Genomic DNA, 18,988 nt, shown 5'->3' with positions numbered 1-18,988 from the left:
CAGGTCTCCCTGATCCCCCCACCCAGACAAGCAGCGGAATCACCATGCCCTTCATTCCCCACACCGACACCGACGTGCGCGAGATGCTGGCGGCCATCGGTGCCGACAGCATCGAGACACTGTTCGACGAGATCCCCGCCGCCCTGCGGGTGGACGGACTCAACGCCATCCCGCGGGCCATCGGCGAGATGGAGATCACCCGGCTCATGGAGGAACGGGCCGCCCAGGACGTCATGGGCCTGAACTTCATCGGTGCCGGTGCCTATGAACACCACATCCCGGCGGCGGTCTGGCAGATTGCCACCCGGGGCGAGTTCTACAGTGCCTACACCCCCTACCAGGCCGAGGCCAGTCAGGGCACCCTGCAGGTGATCTACGAATATCAGTCCATGATGGCCGGTCTGACGGGGCTGCCCATTTCCAACGCCTCCCTGTATGACGGTGCCTCCGCCCTGTCCGAGGCGGTGCTCATGGCCGTGCGCGCCAACCGGCGTTCGAAGAGCCACCGGGTGCTCATGCCTCTGACGGTGCATCCGGCCTACCGCAGCGTGACCCGCGGCATCGTGGCCAGCCAGGGGATCGAGATCGTGGATGTCCCGTTCGATCCGGCCACCGGTCGGGTCGATCCGGCCGTCCTTGAGACCTTTGCCGGTGAGGATATCACCGCCCTGGTGATCCCTCAGCCCAACTTCTTCGGTGTGCTGGAGGAGGTGGACGCCCTGACCGACTGGGCCCATGCCAACGGCGCCCAGGCCATCGGTGTGGTCAATCCCGTCAGCCTGGCCCTGCTCACCCCGCCGGGGCAGTGGGGGCGGCAGGGTGTGGACATGGTGGTGGGGGATGGCCAGCCCCTGGGGGCCCCCCTGTCTTCCGGTGGCCCGTACTTCGGCTTTTTGTGCTGTCGCAAGGAACATGTGCGCCAGATGCCTGGGCGCATCGTCGGCCGCACCGTGGATGCGGACGGTCGTCCCGGTTTCGTGCTCACCCTGCAGGCTCGGGAACAGCATATCCGCCGTTCCAAGGCCACCTCCAACATCTGCACCAATCAGGGGCTGGTGGTGACCGCCGCCACTATCCACATGGCCCTGCTGGGGCCGGAAGGTCTGGAACGGGTGGCCGGAGCCTGCGTCGAGGGCTGTGGGTCACTGGTGGCGCGGCTCAAGGAGCGGGGCTTCGAGGTCCTGTTCTCCGACGAGCGCTTCCACGAGTTCGTGTTGCGGGTGGGCGTGGATGGCGAAGCCCTGCTGGAGCGCATGGCGGCGGCAGGGGTACTCGGTGGTCATGCCCTGGGGCCTGACCACCCCGACCTGTCCGACGCCATCCTGGTCTGCGTCACGGAGACCAAGACCGCGGCGGACCTGGATCGCTACGTGGCCGTACTGGAACAGGCGCGGGCGGACTTGGCGGACTGATTCGGCATCGGCCCGGCTTTAACGATATGTCCATGTGGGACAGCTACACTCTGGTTGGGCAACTGCGGTGCCTGGTTGGGCAGCTACACCCTGGATGTTCTGAATCAGTCATTCCCGCGCAGGCGGGAATCCAGTGACAAACGGAGAACCCTGGACTCCCGCTTTCGCGGGAGTGACGGCCAAAGGGGGTTTCGCGGAAGTGACGACTAAGGGGGGCTTTCGGGGGTGCGCATCCACACCCGTCATTCCCGCGTAGGCGGGAATCCAGTGACAAACGGAGAACCCTGGACTCCCGCTTTCGCGGGAGTGACGGCCAAAGGGGCTTTCGCGGAAGTGACGACTAAGGGGGGCTTTGCGGGAGTGACGTAGTAGTAGACAGGAGTGGCACAATGAGGGGGCCTGATCAGTATTTCCCTTTGTTCTTCAGCTCTCTGACCAACCAGCACGAGGAGTCAAAGCGATGACCCGGATTACCTTGCAAGGCAACCCCATCAACACCTGCGGCGATCTGCCCAAGGTGGGCAGTGCCGCCCCCGCGTTCACCCTGGTGGACAAGGAGCTCAACGACGTCAATCTGAGCGACTTCAGCGGCAGGAAGAAGATCCTCTATATCACTCCCAGCCTGGATACCGGGCTTTGCGCCCTGTCCACCAAGAAATTCAACGATTGGGTGGGCGATCGGGATGACGTGGTGGTACTGGTGGTCTCTGCGGACCTGCCCTTTGCCCAGGGCCGTTTCTGTGGCGCCGAGAATGTGGACAAGGTGAAGACCCTGTCCATGATGCGGTCCCGCAACTTCGCCAAGGACTACGGCGTACTGATCGTGGACGGCCCTCTGGCGGGCATCACCGCCCGCGCCGTGCTGGTGCTGGATGCCCACGACCATGTGGTCTATACCGAGCTGGTGCCCGAGATCGCCCAGGAGCCGGATTACGACGCGGCCTACGCGGCGCTGGGCTGATTTTGTCCTGAGCCGGTCATTCCCGCGCAGGCGGAAATCCAGTGGCAAACGGAGAACCCTGGACTCCCGCTTTCGCGGGAGTGACGGCTAAAGGGGCTTTGCGGGAGTGACGGCTAAAGGGGCTTTGTGGGAGTGACGACTAGGGGGTGGGCTTTCGGGGGGGGCTCGCATCCTCACCCGTCATTCCCGCGCAGGCGGGAATCCACGGACAAACGGAGAACCCTGGACTCCCGCTTTCGCGGGAGTGACGGCCAAGGGGGCTTTCGCGGGGGTGACGGCTAAGGCGACCTTCGCGGCGGTGACTCGCATCCGCCCCCGTCATTCCCGCGCAAGCGGGAATCCAGTTGTGGGATGAAACCCCTGGACTCCCGCTACGGCAATAGGCTTTTTCAGAACTTCCCTCGGGGGAGGGGCTGTCGGTGTGCACCCTTTAGACGGGTCCGGCGGCAGTTTTTTCCCGCGGCGAGGGATTTTGAACCAATACCGAATTTTTTCAGGAGCCAGGCAATGCTGATTTTTGAACGTTCCCGTCCCGGTCGCCGGACCCCCAGCCAGGCCCCGGCCGGCCGTGCGGATGTCGCCGCGCTGCCCGAGCGTTTTCGGCGTCGTCGCTCGGCGCCGTTGCCGGAGGTGTCCGAACTGGACGTGGTGCGTCACTACACCCGCCTGTCCCAGAAAAACTTCTCCATCGACACCCATTTCTATCCCCTGGGTTCGTGCACCATGAAGTACAACCCCAGAGTCTGTAACAGCCTGGCCATGCTGCCCGGCTTCCTGCGCCGCCATCCCTATGCGCCTGAGTCGGTGAGCCAGGGCTTTTTGTCCTGCATGTTCGAACTGCAGGAGATGCTCAAGGATGTCACCGGCATGCGGGCCGTGTCCCTCACCCCCATGGCCGGGGCCCAGGGCGAGTTCGCCGGGGTGGCCATGATCCATGCCTATCACAAGGCCCGGGGAGACGAAGGCCGTACCGAGATCCTGGTGCCCGATGCCGCCCACGGCACCAACCCGGCCACCGCCACCATGTGCGGTTATGCCGTGCGCGAGATCCCCACCGACGATTCCGGTGACGTGGACATGGAGGCCCTCAAGGCCGCCGTGGGACCCGCCACCGCGGGGATCATGCTCACCAATCCGTCCACCCTGGGGGTGTTCGAGCGCCGCATCCACGAGATCGCCAAGGTGGTCCATGACGCCGGCGGCCTGTTGTACTACGACGGCGCCAACCTGAACGCCATTCTGGGCAAGGTGCGCCCCGGCGACATGGGCTTCGACGTCATCCACATGAACCTGCACAAGACCTTCTCCACCCCCCATGGGGGCGGTGGTCCCGGGGCCGGTGCCGTGGGCGTGAGCGAGCGGCTCAAGCCCTTCCTCCCCATCCCGGTGGTGGGCCGGGATGGGGATCGCTATCGCTGGCTCACGGAGCGGGACCTGCCCCAGAGCATCGGCCGCCTGTCCGCCTTTGCCGGCAATGCCGGGGTACTGCTGCGGGCCTACGTCTACATGCGTCTGCTGGGTCGGGAAGGCATGCCCAAGGTGGCGGACTACTCCACCCTGAACGCCAACTACGTGATGGCCCGCCTGCGGGCACTGGGCTATGACCTGGCCTTCCCGCAGCGCCGCGCCACCCACGAGTTCATCGTCACCCTGCGCCGTCAGGCCAAGGCGCAGGGTGTGACCGCCATGGATGTGGCCAAGCGTCTGCTGGACTACGGCTTCCATGCGCCTACCACCTATTTCCCCCTGTTGGTGCCCGAATGCCTGCTGATCGAGCCTACCGAGACCGAAAGCAAGGAGACCCTGGACACCTTCGTGGAGGCCATGGCGAAGATCCTGGAAGAGGCGGCAGCCGAGCCCGAGAAGGTGAAGGGTGCCCCCTACACCCAGCCTAACCGGCGCTTCGATGAGGTGCGCGCCGCCAAGGCATTGGATGTGGCTTGGTTTCCTGAGGTCGAGACCGACTGATGGCCTACAGTGGTAACCGGGGTCTGACCCGGATCATCAAGGCGGCGGGGTATTCCTGGCAGGGGTTGAGAAGCACCTTCCGTCATGAGGCCGCCTTCCGCCAGGAACTGTTGGCGATGATTGTCCTGGTGCCCCTGGCCTTGTGGCTGGGGTCGGACGGGGTGGAACGGGCCCTGCTGATCGGCAGCCTGTTCCTGATCCTCATCGTGGAGTTGCTGAACTCCGGGATCGAGGCGGCCATTGATCGCATCGGCCAGGAATTCCATGACCTCTCGGCCCGGGCCAAGGACATGGGCTCGGCGGCGGTGCTGCTGTCCATCCTCCATGCCGTGGCGGTGTGGGCGCTGGTGCTGATGTAACTCCCCTGGACGGTTCTGCTGCGGCATTTTCGTCTGTTCAGGGCTACACTCAAGGACATCACAACAAGGGGCCGGCATCCGATCGGCCCCATCGGTCCGTACCACCACCCTGGAGTGAAAGCCGATGCCGATGAAACTGCCCGCCACCCTGGCTGCCGGTGCCCTGACCCTCTGCCTGGCCGCCGTCCCCATCCAGGCCGACGAAGCCCCGGTGACCATGAACATCAAGGTCATGACCCTGGATACGGCCTCCCGCCTGGCCTGGGCCACCCTGGAGGCTTGCCGCGAGGCCGGCGTCAACGTGGCGGTCACGGTGGTGGACCGGGGCGGCAATACCCAGGTGGTCCTGCGGGATACCCTGGCGGTGGACCTGACCCTGGCGATCAGCCGCCAGAAGGCCTATACCGCCATGTCCTTCAATGGCCCTCTGTCCGAGATGGAAGACCGCTTCACCAAACCCTTTCAGGTGGGCAAGGTGGATGGCGTGGTCTTTTCCGCCGGCGGATTGCCGATCCATGCAGCGGGCCGGATCATCGGCGGCATCGGTGTGAGCGGCGCCCCTTCCGGTGAGACGGACGAGATGTGCGCCCGCCAGGGGCTGGATGAAATCCGGATGGATCTGGAGATGGTTCAGCCCTGAGCGACTGGTCGATAGTTGCGGATAGCCGATTTCCCTTACCTTCCTGTTACCAGGCTTTGCCTGGTAACGCCTGCCGTTCAGGTATTGCCACGTTTCCTTCACGGTGCCGTGATCTCCCCGTCATCCGGCTGGTTCACCCTGTCCCCTATTCCGAACCGGGGACAGCACCGCCATGGCCACCATCGAATGCCGCAGCATCTTCATTTCCGATGTTCATCTGGGTACCCGGGAATGCCGTGCCGAATACCTGCTGGATTTTCTGGAATCCTCCCAATGCGATCATCTTTACCTGGTCGGTGATATCTTCGATCTGTGGAGCATGCGCCGTCGTGTGTACTGGAGCGCCGAGCACAGTGCCGTGATCCAGGTGATCCTGGACAAGGCACAGTCGGGCACCCGGGTGATCTATATCCCTGGTAACCACGATGGTGCCCTGCGTGTCTTTGCCGGAACGGAATTCCAGGGCGTCAAGGTGCGTCTGGACGCAGAGCATCTGACCGCCGACGGTCGCCGCTTCCTCGTCAGCCACGGTGATGAGTTCGATGCCCTGGTCAAGCACAATCGATTGGTCAAGGCCTTGGGGGATGGGGCCTATCAGGCGCTGCTGCGGCTGAACCGGCATTACAACCGCTGGCGGGGTTATATGGGCCACCCCTACTGGTCCCTGTCCGCCCATGTGAAGGGGCGGGTGACCAAGGCTCGGCGCTACATGCGCCGCTTCGAGGAGGCCGCGGCCCGGGAGGCCGTGCGCCGTGACTACGACGGCTATATCTGCGGCCATATTCACAAGGCCGGTATCGAGTCCATCCAAGGGGTGCTTTACTGCAACGACGGTGACTGGGTGGAGCACTGCACCGCCCTGACCGAGGATTTTCAGGGCAATCTGCACCTGCTGCACTGGTCGGATCACACCCGGACCGAGGTCATCCAACCGGTGCCGGTCACGGCTGCTGCAGCGGATCTGCCGCTGGCGGCCCGGATCGGTGTCTCCACCTCTTGATGATCAGGCCAGGTTGAACCGCACCCCTGCATGTTCCCGGCAGGGGCGCGCAGGTCGTGTCCCTACCTTTCAGTCAGACAGCTCACCAGGCTCTGCCCCAGGTTCTCCAGCAGGCGGTAATAGCTTTCCACGCCCGCCGGCAGTTCCGCCCCCAGCGGGTCCAGCACGCCGGTGCGTGCCCCGGTGCCGTCGATCAGGGTCTCCACGATGGCGGGCCGGAATTGGGGTTCGCTGAACACGCAGATGGCATCGGTCTCCTGAATCCGCTGACGGATCTCCTGGACCCGGCGGGCACCCGCAGGGCGAGACGGATCCACCGTCACCGAGCCCGCCGGGGTCAGGCCGTAGTGTCTTTCGAAATATTGATAGGCATCGTGAAAGACGATGAAGGGATGCCCCCGAACGGGCGTCAGACGGGCTTGAAGTTCCGCATCCAGTGCCCCAAGGCGGGCCAGGATGCGGTCCCGATTTTCTTCATAGCGGACGGCGTGGTCGGGATCCTCGTCCGCCAGCACCCCGGCCACGTGGCGCACGATGCGGGTCGCGTTCTCGGGGGAGAGCCAGACATGGCTGTCCAGGTCATGATGGTGGTCATGGCGATGGCCGTGATCATGGCTGTGGCTGTGGCTGTGGCTGTGGCTGTGGCTGTGCCCGTGGTCATGGGCGTGCCGTTCCCAGATCCCTCCCTCACGCAGCGCATGACGCACCAGGTCGGCGTCCTTGAGCAGGGTGACTTTCGTCACGGATTCCGGCAGTCTGGCCAACGGCCGCTCCAGAAAACCCTCCAGGTCCCGGCCCACCCAGATCACTACCTGGGCCGCCTGCAGGTGCCGCATGTCCGAAGGACGCAGGGCGTAGTCATGGGGCGAGGCCCCGCCGGGTACCAGCAGCACCGGCTCGGCCACGCCCTCCATGACCCCGCTGACCAGATTGTGGATCGGGGGTATGCTGACCACGACCCGAGGGGTTGCCTGCAGCGACAGGGGCAGTAGCAGGACCAGGGCCGCAAGGCCCGCAAGCAATCGGCGGTTGCGCATGATGAATGGACTCCTCGGCTGATGTGGTTATGTAATACTATAACAATCCTTTTGATATTTTCTCTGCGCCGGATCCGGTTGCCATGTTCCGTCTTTCCAGTTTGAGCAGATCCCGTGATGATCTCCGCCCTGTCGATGGCGCCTTGCTGGCCGCCCGACAGGTGGCACTGACGGCGGGTGGACGGCGGATTCTGGACGGCGTGGACATGATGGTTCAACCGGGCCGGATCGTCACCCTCATCGGTCCCAATGGTGCCGGCAAGACCTCCCTGCTCAAGGTGTTGCTGGGGCTGGTGTCACCCTCCAGCGGCCGGGTCCTGCGTCGCCCCGGACTGCGTATCGGGTACATGCCCCAGCGTATCCAGGTGGATGAGATCCTGCCCATCACGGTACGCCGGTTTCTGGGGCTGGGAGGACGTTTCGACAGGGACAGCCTGGCCCGGGTGTTGCGGGAAGTGGGCTGTGACCATCTGCTGGAGCAGCCCGTTCAGTCGGTTTCCGGCGGGGAGATGCAGCGCATCCTGCTGGCCCGCGCGTTGCTGCGGGAACCTCACCTTCTGGTGCTGGATGAGCCCGCCCAGGGGGTCGATGTGGCCGGGCAGGGGGAGGTGTTCCAGCTCATCGCCCGCCTGCGGGACCGTTATGGGTGCGGGGTGCTGATGGTGTCCCATGAACTGCATCTGGTCATGGCTGCCGCCGATTCGGTGATCTGTCTGAATCAGCATGTGTGCTGTACCGGCAAACCGGACGTGGTGAGCCGCGATCCCGCCTATCTCAAACTGTTCGGCAAGACCATGCCGGCGGGAATGGCCCTGTACACCCATCACCATGACCATCGTCATGATCTGCATGGCGACGTAGTGGAATTCGACGGGCCGCCCGGGTGTGATTGCCACGGGCCCGGGGAGCACGAACACCATGGATGATTTCATTGTCCGGGCCCTGATCGGCGGCATGGCCGTAGCCGTGGTGGCGGGGCCGCTGGGCTCCTTCGTGGTCTGGCGCCGGATGGCCTACTTCGGCGATACCCTTGCCCATTCCGCCCTGCTGGGGGTGGCGCTGGGTTTTCTCATCGGTCTGAACGTGAATTTGACCGTGATCATCCTCTGTGTAGCCCTGGCGTTGGTGCTCATGCTGTTGCAGCGACAGCGGCGGCTGGCCACGGACACCGTGCTGGGGATCCTGGCCCACAGCAGCCTGTCCCTGGGGCTGGTGGCGGTGGCCTTTCTGGAAGGGGTCCGGATCGATCTGATGGCCTACCTGTTCGGCGATATCCTGGCCGTGTCCCATGAGGACCTGATAGGGATCTTCATCGGTGGTGCACTGGCCCTGGGGATGCTGGCGGCCTTGTGGCGCCCCCTGCTGGCGATGACCGTGCATGAGGATCTGGCCCGGGTGGAAGGGGTGAGGGTGACTCTGGTGAGCATGGGCTTCATGCTGCTCATGGCCCTGGTCATTGCCGTGGCCATGAAGGTGGTGGGCATCCTGCTGATCACTTCGCTGATGATCATCCCCGCGGCGGCGGCGCGGCGGCTGTCGTCCACACCGGAGCAGATGGCCCTGTTCGCCGCCCTGATCGGTTGTCTGGCCGTGGCCGGCGGACTGTGGGGTTCTCTGACCTGGGATACCCCCGCCGGGCCGTCCATCGTGGTGGCGGCGGCGCTGCTGTTTGCCGTGATCTTCAGTCTGCCGGGGATTGCCCTGCTGCGTCGGCTCCGTACTCCGTCGTAGCCGGCTAGGGGCGGCGCTCCAGGGTCAGGAAGGTGTAGGGATAGGGGTTTTTGTCGTCGGCATCATGGGCTTCCCGGGCCACCTCCTGCCAAGTCTCATTGAGCTGGGCCAGGAAGGTGTCGCCTTCGAATTCATGTTCGATCACCGTCAGATGCATCCGTCGACACAGCGGCAGTAGATGCCGGAACAGGTCCGCCCCGCCGATGACGAAGATCTCCTCCACCGGCCCGGCGGCCGCCAGGGCCTGTTCCAGGTCATGGACCACCGTGCAGCCGGGGGCCTCGAAGTCCGTATCCCGGGTCATCACCAGGCTGTGCCGCCCCGGCAGCGCCCGACCGATGGATTCGAAGGTCTTGCGTCCCATGAGCATGCACCCGCCCATGGTCAGACGCTTGAAGTGGGCAAGATCCGCCGGCAGGTGCCAGGGCAGGCGATTGTCGGCGCCGATGAGCCGGTTGCGGTCCATGGCGACCACGGCGGTGAGCAGTGGTTGGGAGTCGGTCATATGGACACCGGGGCCTTGATGTGGGGATGGGCCTGGTAATCCAGCAGGGTGAAGTCCTCGTAACGGAAGTCGAACAGGGATTTCACTGCCGGGTTCAGCACCATCCGGGGCAGGGGGTGGGGTTCGCGGGCAAGCTGCTCCCGGGCCTGTTCCAGGTGGTTCAGGTACAGGTGCACGTCGCCGAAGGTATGGATGAACTCTCCCGGCTCCAGGTCCGTGACCTGGGCCACCATGAGGGTGAGCAGGGCGTAAGAGGCGATGTTGAACGGCACTCCCAGGAAGATGTCGGCGCTGCGCTGATAGAGCTGGCAGGAGAGCCTGCCGTCGGCCACATAGAACTGGAACAGACAATGGCAGGGGGCCAGGGCCATGCGCCCGGCACGGACATTGTCCTGGGGGGAGACCCCTTCATCCGGCAGGTCGGCCACGTTCCAGGCGCTCACGATCAGGCGCCGGGAGTCGGGGCGGGTCCGGATCTGTTCCACCAGCCGGCTGATCTGGTCCACATGGCCGCCGTCGGGCAGGGGCCAGGACCGCCACTGCCGGCCGTAGACCGGTCCCAGATCGCCGTCTTCCGTAGCCCACTCATCCCAGATACGTACCCCGTTGGCCTGCAGATAGGCGGTGGCAGTGTGCCCTTTGAGGAACCAGAGCAGTTCATGAATGATGGACTTCAGATGCAGCTTCTTGGTGGTCACCAGGGGGAAGCCCCGGGCCAGATCGAAGCGCATCTGGTGGCCGAACACGGAACGGGTGCCGGTGCCGGTGCGGTCGGATTTCTCCGTGCCCTGTTCCAGCAGGTGTTGCAGGAGCTGAAGATAACTATGCATGGCGTGCTTTCTCCTGCCGCCGGGCCCAGGCCAGCATGAGGACACCGGCCAGAATCATGGGCAGGGTGAGGAGCTGGCCCAGGGTGAGCCAGCCGAAGGCAAGATAGCCGATATGGGCATCGGGCAGGCGCCAGAATTCCACCAGGAAACGGAACACCCCGTAACCCGCCAGGAACAGGCCGGAGACCGCCCCCACCGGGCGCCAGCGCCGGGAGAAGAACCACAGGATCAGGAACAGGGCCAGGCCCTCCAGGGCCGCCTGGTAGAGCTGGGTGGGGTGACGGGGCAGCATGTCCGCGGCCGGGAAGATCATGCCCCAGGGCATCTCCGTGGGCTTGCCCCAGAGTTCGCCGTTGATCCAGTTGCCGATGCGTCCGGCCCCCAGGCCGATAGGGATGAGGGGCGCGACGAAGTCGGTGAGCTGCAAAAAGCGGCAGCCCAGCTTGCGGGCATAGAGCCAGCAGGTGACCAGCACCCCGATCAGGCCGCCGTGGAAGCTCATGCCGCCTTCCCAGAGCCGGATCAGCATCAACGGATCGCCGGCCAGGGCGTCCAGGTTGTAGAACAGGACATAGCCCAGCCGCCCCCCCACGATGACACCGATAACGCCGTAGAAGAGCAGGTCGGAGACCTGCTCCCGGTTCAGGGGGCTCCAGGGGCGGCCGGCCCGCAGCCAGCCCAGGGCCCAGAAGGCGGCAAAGCCCAGCAGGTACATGAGGCCGTACCAGTGGATCTGCAGGGGCCCCAGGCTCAGGGCGACGGGATCAATGAAAGGATGTGTGGGAGTCATCCCCTGATTCTAACCTACGCTACTGCCCGGTGCAGCGACAGAGAATCGCCTTGAGGTAGGCCGTCTCCGGCATGGCCGGGTGGATGGGATGGTCGCCGGCCTGGCCGCCGCGGGCCAGGATCTGCATCTGCCGGTCCACGTGGCGAGCGGCGGCGTAGACCTGCTTTTCCAGCGACTCCGCCGCCATGTGCTGGGAACAGGAACAGGCGATGAGAAAGCCGTCCCGGGCCAGAACCTGCAGGGCCATCTGATTGATGCGCCGGTAGGCGGTGGTGCCTTCTTTCAGATCCTTGCGGCGCTTGATGAAGGCCGGCGGATCGACAATGATCAGATCAAACCGTGCCCGTTCCTCCCGCAGCTGACGCAGCACCTCGAAGGCATCCCCCGCCAGGGTCTGCACCCGTTCTTCCACCTGATTCAGGCGGGCATTGGCTTCCACCTGGGCCAGGGCATCGGCGGAGGCGTCTACGCAGGTGACGTGTTCCGCCCCATGGACGGCCGCCTGGATCCCCCAGCCTCCTGCATAGCTGAACAGGTCCAGTACCCGAGCCCCGGTGGCGAGGCGCCGTAGCCAGGCCCGGTTGTCCCGCTGGTCATAGAACCACCCGGTCTTCTGGCCCGCCAGCAGGGGGACCCGGAAACGAGTGCCGTTTTCGGTGATCTCCACGGTCTCAGGGATGGGGCCGGTGGCCGGCTGCACATAGAGGCCCAGGCCTTCCAGACTGCGCACCGGACTGTCGTTGCGCCAGAGCACGGCGCTGGGGCGCAGGACCTTCTCGAAGGCATTCAGCAGGGCATCCTGCAGGCGCTCCATGCCGGCGGTGGTGATCTGGGCCACCAGCACGTCGCCGTAGCGGTCCACCACCAGGCCCGGCAGGCCGTCGCTCTCGCCATGGACCAGTCGGTAGAAGGGTTCATCGAACAGCCGCTCCCGCAGGGACAGGGCCACCTTGAGCCGGTGGACCAGCAGGGAAGGGCCGAAGGGGTGATCCGCGTCCCGGGTCACCAGTCGGGCGCAGATGAGGGAATTGGGATTGGCGTAGCCCGTCCCCAGGGTGCGGCCCCGGCTGTCCTGGATCGTCACCGGCTGTCCCGGTTCCAGGGGGCGGATGGGCGTGGCCTCCACGTCCACCTCATTGCTGAAGATCCAGGCGTGGCCGGCCAGCAGGCGCCGTTCTTCGTTTTTCTTGAGGCGCAGGGGGACGTAGTCGAGGGTTTCCATGGGAGGCTCCGGCAAAACGCCCATTATAGCCGTTGTCCGCGTGCATCACGCCGCTGCCCTGGGTCACGTAATCGTCACGACGTCTTCACATCCCTGAAAGGCGCGCTCCCTAGCATGGCCCCATGACGATGGATAATGACAAGGCCATGCAGACCGCCGACACGCCCGCAGCCGATGACTGGAATGTCCCGCGCCCCGGCTTGAGTGTGTCCCTGGCCACCTGTGATGATGACGTGCTGGCATCCCAGCGTCTGCGTTATCAGATCTTTGCCCGGGAAATGGGGGCCACCCTGCCCGCGGCGGCGGCCCTGCTGGGGCTGGACCATGATCGCTACGACCGCTACTGCCATCACCTGCTGGTCCGTGACGGCCACACCGGGGCCGTGGTGGCCTATACCCGCATCCTCAAGGACACCGAGGCCCGCCTCGCCGGCGGCTTTTATTCTCAGAACGAGTTCGAACTGGACGGCCTGGATCGTCTGCCCGGGCGGATCATGGAAATCGGCCGCACCTGCGTTCATCCCGACTATCGCAGTGGTACGGCCATCGCCGTGCTCTGGTCCGGACTGGGGCGGTTCATGGCCACCCATCGCATCCGGTATCTGATCGGTTGCGCCAGTATCGGACTCCATGATGGCGGGCATCAGGCCCACGCCATCATGGAAAGGCTCAAGGGCCGTCACCCGGACCCGGAAACCTTGCTGGTTCGGTCCCGCTTGCCGTTACCTCGGCAGGTGGCGGGATGCGAGGGCGCCGTGATCATGCCGCCCCTGCTCAAGGCCTATCTGCGTCTGGGCGCGCGTATCGGTGCCGAGCCCTGCTGGGATCCGGACTTCAACGTGGCGGACGTGTTCATTTTTCTGGACGAAGGGCTTGTGCCCGCGCGCTACCGGCGGCATTTTCTGCGGACACCCTTATCCGCGGATTGTCATGAAAGCCATCAGATGCATTTATAGGTTGATCCCGTTGATCCTCCATCTGTTCATCGCCGTGATCCTGACCCTGCTGCTGGGGCGGCCCAACGAGGCCGGGATGCCCGATCAGCGGTTCCGGCGTGCCATCCAGTGGTGGTACCGGGTTTTCTGCCGTCTTTTTGGTGTCCGTATTCAGGTGAGTGGTCAGCCGTCCACCGGACCTGTCCTGTCCGTCTCCAACCATGTTTCATGGCTGGATATCCCGGTCCTGGGGGCCTATGCCCCGGTGGGCTTCCTGTCCAAGTCCGAGGTGCGGCGCTGGCCCTTGATCGGCTGGCTGTCCGGCCGCAACGGCACCCTGTTCATCCATCGCGGGGTCTCGGGTGCCGCCTCCCATGTCTCCGATCAGATGGCCGAACATCTGGGCCGCGGCCACTCGGTGCACGTGTTTCCCGAAGGGACGACCACCCCGGGCAAGGAGGTACGACGTTTTCATCCCCGCTTGTTCCAGGCCGCCCAGAGCGCGGGCTGCCCGGTACAGCCGGTGTCCATCCGCTACCTGCCCCCGGCGGATCATGCGGCGGCCTTCGTGGACAACCAGCATTTCCTCACCCATGCCCTGCGCCTGCTGGCCATGCCGCGGGTGGACGTGGCGCTCAGTTTCATGCCGCCGATCCCTGTCGATGGTACGGATCGTCGCGGGTTGTCCCGGGCGGCCGAAGCGGCCGTCAGGGAGGCGTTCCATGACGGCCTCCCGCCCCCTCTCGAAGGAGACTCTCCCTCATGAACGCCGCCGGGCGCGCCTCATCCCTGAACTGGGACCGGATTTTCACCCAGGGGTCCCATGCCGATGGCGATGAGGCGCCCCGGCTGCATATCGCCGTGGTGACCGAAACCTATCCTCCGGAGATCAACGGCGTTGCCCACACCCTGCATCACATGGTGCAGGGCATGCTGGCGCGAGGGCATCAGGTCCATCTCATTCGTCCCCGCCAGTACCGCGGGGATGTCGGTGGTGAACAGGGACCGTTGCGGGAACAGGCGACGGCCGGTCTTCCCGTCCCGGGCTACAAGGGATTGCATTTTGGACTACCGGCCCGGGGTGCGATCCTGGATGTCTGGCACGAGCATCCGCCCGACGTGATCTATGTGGCCACGGAAGGCCCCCTGGGGGGGTCCGCAGTGGCCGCCGCCAGGCACCTCAAGATCCCGGTGATCAGCGGTTTTCATACCAATTTTCACAGCTACAGCCGGTACTACGGGGTGGGGTTTCTGGAGCCTGCCATCGGTCATTTTCTCCGCCGCTTCCATAACCGGACCCGCTGCACCCTGGTGCCGACCGAGTCCTTGCGCACCCAGTTGACGGCGCAGGGATACCGGAATTGCAAAGTACTGGCCCGGGGGGTGGATACGGCACTTTTCAATCCCACCCGGCGGGACCCTGCGCTGCGTCGGGACTGGGGGCTGGAAGACGCCGATCCCGCGGTGATCCATGTGGGGCGTCTGGCGGCGGAGAAGAATCTGTCCCTGGCGGTGGAGGCCTTCCGGGCCATGCAGTCCCACCAGCCCCGGGCCCGCTTCATCCTGGTGGGGGACGGCCCCGAGGCCGCGGAACTGCGGCGCCTGCACCCGGACCTGATCCTGGTGGGCACCCGGACCGGGGAAGATCTGGCCCGTCACTATGCCAGTGGTGACATCTTTTTGTTTCCCTCCACCTCTGACACCTTCGGCAACGTGGTCCTGGAGGCCATGGCCTCGGGGCTGGCGGTGGTGGCTTTTGATTATGCAGCGCCGCGGGAGCATCTGCGCCACGGTGAGAGCGGACTGCTGCCGCCCCTCAATGACCGGGACCGGTTCGTCGGTCTGGCGCGGGAACTGATCACCGATCCCGCACGGATCCGGGGCCTGGGCGAACAGGCCCGAGTCGTGGCCGAGTCGGTGGACTGGCGCTGCATCCATGATCGGCTGGAAGCGCTGTTTTTCGAGTGTGCTCAAGAGAGGTCAACATGGGACTGATTCAGCGAGTGACGGACGCGGAGATTCCGGTCTGCCTGGTCTTCAACCGCATGGGGCATCGGCGGCTCATCAACCGGGTATTTGCGGTGGTCAGCCGGCTGGGGGACGGGGTCTTCTGGTACACCCTGATGCTCTGCCTGCCCCTGATCCACGGCATGCAGGCCCTCCATGTGAGCCTGCACATGGCCCTGGTGGGGCTTTTGTGCCTGCCTATCTACAAGATCCTGAAGGCAACCACAGGGCGGGATCGGCCCTTCCGGCACAGCCGCGACATCAGCCTGAACGTGGCGCCGCTGGACCGGTTCAGCTTTCCTTCCGGCCATACCCTGCATGCGGTGGCCTTCACCGTGGTACTGCTGGCCTGGTTACCGGTCTGGGCCTGGCTGGTGCTGCCCTTCACCCTGATGGTGGCCCTGTCCCGTCTGGTGCTGGGGTTGCATTATCCCACCGATGTGCTGGCCGGTGCCGCCATCGGCGCTGCCGTGGCCCTGGGCAGTCTGTGGTGGATGGGGGGTGTGGTGCCCCTGTAGCCCGCGATGGGTCAGGTGATCGGCGAGTGCGTCCGATGGGTCCGGCAGTCCTGCTGGACAATCTCCGGCGTGAGGGTATCCAGACGGGCCAGGGTCATTTGGCCGCCCCAGACGCAGCCGGTGTCCAAGGTGAGGACCTGTTGTTCGTAACGACAGCCGATGGTGGACCAGTGGCCCACCACCAGCCTCAGGTCGGTACTGGCCCGGCCCGGTACCTGGAACCAGGGCAGCAGACCGGCTGGTTGGGTGCCCGGGGCGCCCTTGTGATCCATATCCAGCGCGCCGTCCCGGGTGCAGTAGCGCAGGCGGGTGAAACAGTTGGTGATGAAACGCAGGCGGGACCAGCCGGACAGGGCCGGGTCCCAGCGGGCGGGCTGGTCACCGTACATCCGCTGTAACAGGGTACGGTAGTCGGGGCCTTGCAGCACCTGGTGCAGTTCGTCGGCGCAAGCCAGGGCCGTGGCCAGGTCCCACTGGGGGGGCAGTCCGGCATGGACCATGGTCCAGCCGGCCGCAGCGTCATGGTGCAGGATCGGCCGCCGCCGCAGCCAGTTTATGAGTTCTTCTCGATCGGGGCTGTCGAGGATGGGCTGGACGGTGTCCCGGCGCCGGGGTTTGTGCAGTCCGGCGTGGATGGCCAGCAGGTGCAGGTCGTGGTTGCCCAGCACCGTCTCCGCCGCTTTCCCCAGATCCCGTACGAACCGCAGGCAGCCCAGGGAATCCGGCCCCCGGTTGACCAGATCCCCCACCAGCCACAGCCGATCCCGGGCCGGGTCGAATCGCACCCGGTCCAGGAGCCGTTTCAGCGGGTCAAGACAGCCTTGCAGGTCGCCGACGGCATACAGTGCCATGCAGCGGGGTCAGGCCTTCTTTTCCAGCAGGATGTGACGGAACCAGCCGCGCAGCATCGCCGGACTGTCTTCCAGCAGGGTCAGGTCGGTGCGCTTTTTCATCAGGTTCTCGAACACCACGTCGGTGCGGGTGGCCAGGAACTGGGACACCAGGCCCAGCAGGCGGCGGAAGGGAGCGCTTTCACCGGGCTTGAGGAACTTGTCCAGGATCAGGATCCGGCCACCGGGCTTGAGCACGCGGGTGGCTTCGGTCAGCGCCTTGCCGGCATTGGGGACGACCGCCAGGATATTGTGCATGACCACCACGTCGAACTGGGCATCCTCGTAGGGCAGGGCCATGGCGTTGCCCTCATGCAGCTCGATGCCCAGGTTCAGGGACTGGGCGCGTTCGGTCGCCTTCTTGAGCATGGCCGGGGTCAGGTCCACGCCGGTGTAATGGGCGCCCTGGGGCAGGAAGGGAAAATCCAACCCGGTGCCCACGCCCACCAGCAGGATGGATCGACCTTCCACGTCGCCCAAACGCTCCAGGCTGTGCTGTCTGATGCCTGTTGAAGGTTTTTCAATCAGTCGATCGTAGATGGGTGCCCAGAGGGTGTAAGGGATGCGCATGAGGTTAGCCCGTGGTTGTGGATGAGTCTTACAGGGTTATTTTCCAGTGCTCACGATTGTAATCAGTGACCAAGCCCCTGTCTAAAGTAGGGGTTTGCAGGCTTGACCCAGGTCGGATTTATTCAGTGCAGCACCCTGGGCACGGACAGGGTGAAGGTGGGAATGACGGCCTCGAACCGGGTGCCGTCGTCGGCGACCATCCGGTAGGTGCCGTGCATGGTGCCCACCGGGGTCTCGATCATGGCGCCGCTGGTGTACTGAAAACCCTGGCCGGGGTTGAGGTGGGGTTGTTCGCCTACGACCCCTTCGCCCCGCACCTCCTGCACCTTGCCGTTGGAGTCGTGGATGATCCAGTGGCGGCTGAGGAGCTTGGCGCCCTGGGTGCCCAGGTTGCGCAGGGTGATCGTGTAAGCAAACACGAAGCGGCCGTGCATGGGGTCGGACTGGGATTCCACGTAACTGCAGTTGACCTCGACCTGGATGTGGTGGTCGCTGCTTTCCGGCATGGGGTTGTCTCCGGTGGCCTGGAAGGGGCGCCTGGCAAGAAACGGTATCTTGCCGGATTCCCGTGGGAAGTTGTAGCCCGGAGCGGGTCTTAGCCGCGGTCTTGGGTGATCTGCAGGGCGGCCAGGCGGGCGGCACCCAGTAGTCCCGACCGGGGATCGGTGATGACCTGAACCGACATCCGCTCCAGCAGGTGGGTCATGGGCGGTTTGTGGCAAAAGGCCGTCATGAAGCCCCCGGCATCCAGCAGAGGCAGGATGCGCGGCGCGATACCGCCGGCAATATAGACCCCGCCGAAGGGCAGACAGCCCAGGGCCAGATCACCCGTCTGCCCCCCATAGAGGCTGCAGAACAGGGACAGGGTCTCCACGGCCAGGGGATCGCTGCCCGCCAGGGCGAGCCGGGTGAGTTCGGGGGCCGGGTCCGGTTGCGTCATGGCCTCGGCCAGGACCTTGCCCGGCCTTTGAGGGCCTTCGCTGATGAGGAAACGGGCAATGCGGTTAATCCCTCGGCCACTGAGCAGGTGCTCCCGGCTGCAGCGCCCTTCCTGCCGTGTGACGGCGGCCCACAGGCGGGACTGGCGGGCATCGGCGGGTGCCAGCTCGCCGTGACCCGCCTCGGTGGGTATGAGCCGCCCGGACCGGCCGGGACAGACGATGCACACCCCAAGGCCGGTTCCCGCCCCCACCACCAGGCGCACTCCGTCCGGATCCCTGTCCGCTTGCTGCAGTCCATGCAGGCTGTCGGCGGGCAGGTCGTCCAGGCTGTGGGCGATGCCCTCGAAGTCGTTGACCAGGGTGACCCGGGGCAGGCCCAGGTCCCGGGCCAATTGCCGGGAGTCCAGTTGCCAGGGCAGGTTGGTGAGGCGGGCCTGCTGGCCGTCATCCCGGCGGGCGACCGGGCCGGCCAGGGCGAAGGCGGCGCTGATCGGTACGCCGGTACCCTGATCCGCCAGGAAGGTCCGGACCATGGGCGCCAGTCCGGGGTAGTCGGCACTGGTGTAGCGCCGAATCTCTCCGGGGATCAGCCGGCCGTCTTCCACTTTGGCCAGCATGAGCAGGGTCTTGGTGCCTCCGATATCTCCCGCCAGAACGTCCACGATCGTCTCC

At 65.1% G+C, this 18,988-nt stretch carries 21 protein-coding genes; 12 read left to right on the top strand and 9 right to left on the bottom strand.

All coding sequences use genetic code 11. From position 1 onward, the window contains the following. Positions 1 to 44: 44 nt before the first annotated feature. The 6 genes from gcvPA to LQ956_RS01250 all read left to right on the top strand — a co-directional run bounded on the left by gcvPA (position 45) and on the right by LQ956_RS01250 (position 6,340). Positions 45 to 1,412, top strand: coding sequence for an aminomethyl-transferring glycine dehydrogenase subunit GcvPA (gene gcvPA / locus LQ956_RS01275; protein WP_238629213.1), 1,368 nt, complete (start codon positions 45 to 47; stop codon positions 1,410 to 1,412). A 460-nt stretch (positions 1,413 to 1,872) separates the two neighbouring features. Continuing rightward, entirely contained in the window at positions 1,873 to 2,373 is a 501-nt protein-coding gene (gene tpx / locus LQ956_RS01270) for a thiol peroxidase (protein ID WP_238629211.1), read from the top strand. 507 nt (positions 2,374 to 2,880) lie between these two features. Next, on the top strand, positions 2,881 to 4,341 hold the full coding sequence (gene gcvPB / locus LQ956_RS01265) for an aminomethyl-transferring glycine dehydrogenase subunit GcvPB (RefSeq protein ID WP_238629210.1): 1,461 nt from the start codon (positions 2,881 to 2,883) through the stop codon (positions 4,339 to 4,341). Continuing rightward, on the top strand, positions 4,341 to 4,700 hold the full coding sequence (locus tag LQ956_RS01260; protein ID WP_238622396.1) for a diacylglycerol kinase: 360 nt from the start codon (positions 4,341 to 4,343) through the stop codon (positions 4,698 to 4,700). Before gcvPB ends, LQ956_RS01260 begins: the two co-directional genes overlap by 1 nt. A gap of 124 nt (positions 4,701 to 4,824) precedes the next feature. Further along, on the top strand, positions 4,825 to 5,340 hold the full coding sequence (locus LQ956_RS01255; protein WP_430733383.1) for a GlcG/HbpS family heme-binding protein: 516 nt from the start codon (positions 4,825 to 4,827) through the stop codon (positions 5,338 to 5,340). A 172-nt stretch (positions 5,341 to 5,512) separates the two neighbouring features. Further along, positions 5,513 to 6,340, top strand: a complete 828-nt coding sequence (locus tag LQ956_RS01250; RefSeq protein WP_238629209.1) for a UDP-2,3-diacylglucosamine diphosphatase — start codon at positions 5,513 to 5,515, stop codon at positions 6,338 to 6,340. 62 nt (positions 6,341 to 6,402) lie between these two features. Here LQ956_RS01250 and znuA read toward each other — a convergent pair whose 3' ends face one another. Beyond that, positions 6,403 to 7,377, bottom strand: coding sequence for a zinc ABC transporter substrate-binding protein ZnuA (gene znuA, locus LQ956_RS01245; protein WP_238629208.1), 975 nt, complete (start codon positions 7,375 to 7,377; stop codon positions 6,403 to 6,405). Between the two features lie 83 nt (positions 7,378 to 7,460). Between znuA and znuC the strand changes: the two genes are divergently transcribed. Both znuC and znuB read left to right on the top strand, forming a co-directional pair. Then, a complete protein-coding gene (gene znuC / locus LQ956_RS01240; RefSeq protein ID WP_238629207.1) occupies positions 7,461 to 8,303 on the top strand; it encodes a zinc ABC transporter ATP-binding protein ZnuC in 843 nt (280 codons plus the stop codon). Next, positions 8,296 to 9,108: a zinc ABC transporter permease subunit ZnuB gene (znuB, locus tag LQ956_RS01235; RefSeq protein ID WP_238621355.1), complete on the top strand. Its 813-nt coding sequence runs from the start codon at positions 8,296 to 8,298 to the stop codon at positions 9,106 to 9,108. The genes znuC and znuB overlap by 8 nt, the downstream gene beginning before the upstream one ends. 4 nt (positions 9,109 to 9,112) lie before the next feature. Here the strand turns inward: znuB and LQ956_RS01230 are convergent, their stop codons facing one another. Genes LQ956_RS01230 through LQ956_RS01215 form a run of 4 tightly spaced genes read right to left on the bottom strand, consistent with a single transcriptional unit; the run spans position 9,113 to position 12,455 of the window. Further along, positions 9,113 to 9,613, bottom strand: coding sequence for a dihydrofolate reductase (locus tag LQ956_RS01230; RefSeq protein WP_274521502.1), 501 nt, complete (start codon positions 9,611 to 9,613; stop codon positions 9,113 to 9,115). Further along, positions 9,610 to 10,443, bottom strand: a complete 834-nt coding sequence (locus LQ956_RS01225; protein ID WP_238621354.1) for a thymidylate synthase — start codon at positions 10,441 to 10,443, stop codon at positions 9,610 to 9,612. The genes LQ956_RS01230 and LQ956_RS01225 overlap by 4 nt, the downstream gene beginning before the upstream one ends. Next, positions 10,436 to 11,233: a prolipoprotein diacylglyceryl transferase gene (gene lgt, locus LQ956_RS01220; RefSeq protein WP_238621353.1), complete on the bottom strand. Its 798-nt coding sequence runs from the start codon at positions 11,231 to 11,233 to the stop codon at positions 10,436 to 10,438. Before lgt ends, LQ956_RS01225 begins: the two co-directional genes overlap by 8 nt. A 19-nt stretch (positions 11,234 to 11,252) precedes the next feature. Continuing rightward, positions 11,253 to 12,455 carry a class I SAM-dependent rRNA methyltransferase gene (locus tag LQ956_RS01215; RefSeq protein ID WP_238621352.1) on the bottom strand — a complete coding sequence of 401 codons (1,203 nt, stop codon included), beginning with the start codon at positions 12,453 to 12,455 and terminating at the stop codon, positions 11,253 to 11,255. Positions 12,456 to 12,601: 146 nt separating this feature from the next. Here LQ956_RS01215 and LQ956_RS01210 point away from each other — a divergent pair, with 146 nt between their 5' ends. From LQ956_RS01210 to LQ956_RS01195, 4 genes are read left to right on the top strand one after another with little or no spacing between them, the layout of a single operon-like run. Beyond that, positions 12,602 to 13,411, top strand: a complete 810-nt coding sequence (locus LQ956_RS01210; RefSeq protein ID WP_430733387.1) for a GNAT family N-acetyltransferase — start codon at positions 12,602 to 12,604, stop codon at positions 13,409 to 13,411. Positions 13,412 to 13,421: 10 nt separating this feature from the next. Further along, the gene (locus LQ956_RS01205; RefSeq protein ID WP_238629206.1) at positions 13,422 to 14,156 is read left to right on the top strand and encodes a lysophospholipid acyltransferase family protein; all 735 of its coding nucleotides are present in this window, start codon (positions 13,422 to 13,424) and stop codon (positions 14,154 to 14,156) included. Next, a complete protein-coding gene (locus tag LQ956_RS01200) occupies positions 14,153 to 15,385 on the top strand; it encodes a glycosyltransferase family 4 protein (protein ID WP_238621349.1) in 1,233 nt (410 codons plus the stop codon). Before LQ956_RS01205 ends, LQ956_RS01200 begins: the two co-directional genes overlap by 4 nt. Further along, positions 15,376 to 15,915 (top strand): phosphatase PAP2 family protein, encoded by a 540-nt coding sequence (locus LQ956_RS01195; protein WP_238621348.1) that lies wholly within the window; start codon positions 15,376 to 15,378, stop codon positions 15,913 to 15,915. The genes LQ956_RS01200 and LQ956_RS01195 overlap by 10 nt, the downstream gene beginning before the upstream one ends. 11 nt (positions 15,916 to 15,926) lie before the next feature. On the opposite strand, the gene LQ956_RS01190 is transcribed toward LQ956_RS01195, so the two are convergent. From LQ956_RS01190 to glk, 4 genes are all read right to left on the bottom strand, one after another. Beyond that, positions 15,927 to 16,766: a symmetrical bis(5'-nucleosyl)-tetraphosphatase gene (locus tag LQ956_RS01190; protein WP_238629205.1), complete on the bottom strand. Its 840-nt coding sequence runs from the start codon at positions 16,764 to 16,766 to the stop codon at positions 15,927 to 15,929. A 9-nt stretch (positions 16,767 to 16,775) separates the two neighbouring features. Next, on the bottom strand, positions 16,776 to 17,375 hold the full coding sequence (locus tag LQ956_RS01185; RefSeq protein WP_238621346.1) for a class I SAM-dependent methyltransferase: 600 nt from the start codon (positions 17,373 to 17,375) through the stop codon (positions 16,776 to 16,778). 122 nt (positions 17,376 to 17,497) lie between these two features. Beyond that, entirely contained in the window at positions 17,498 to 17,881 is a 384-nt protein-coding gene (gene apaG / locus LQ956_RS01180; protein ID WP_238629204.1) for a Co2+/Mg2+ efflux protein ApaG, read from the bottom strand. Positions 17,882 to 17,970: 89 nt separating this feature from the next. After that, positions 17,971 to 18,978 carry a glucokinase gene (gene glk, locus LQ956_RS01175; RefSeq protein WP_238629203.1) on the bottom strand — a complete coding sequence of 336 codons (1,008 nt, stop codon included), beginning with the start codon at positions 18,976 to 18,978 and terminating at the stop codon, positions 17,971 to 17,973. Between the last annotated feature and the right edge of the window lie 10 nt (positions 18,979 to 18,988).

Source organism: Ectothiorhodospira lacustris, assembly GCF_022227845.1.
Classification (GTDB): domain Bacteria; phylum Pseudomonadota; class Gammaproteobacteria; order Ectothiorhodospirales; family Ectothiorhodospiraceae; genus Ectothiorhodospira; species Ectothiorhodospira lacustris.
The sequence above is the reverse complement of the archived record's forward strand: the minus strand, read 5'-3'. Positions and strand labels throughout refer to the sequence as shown.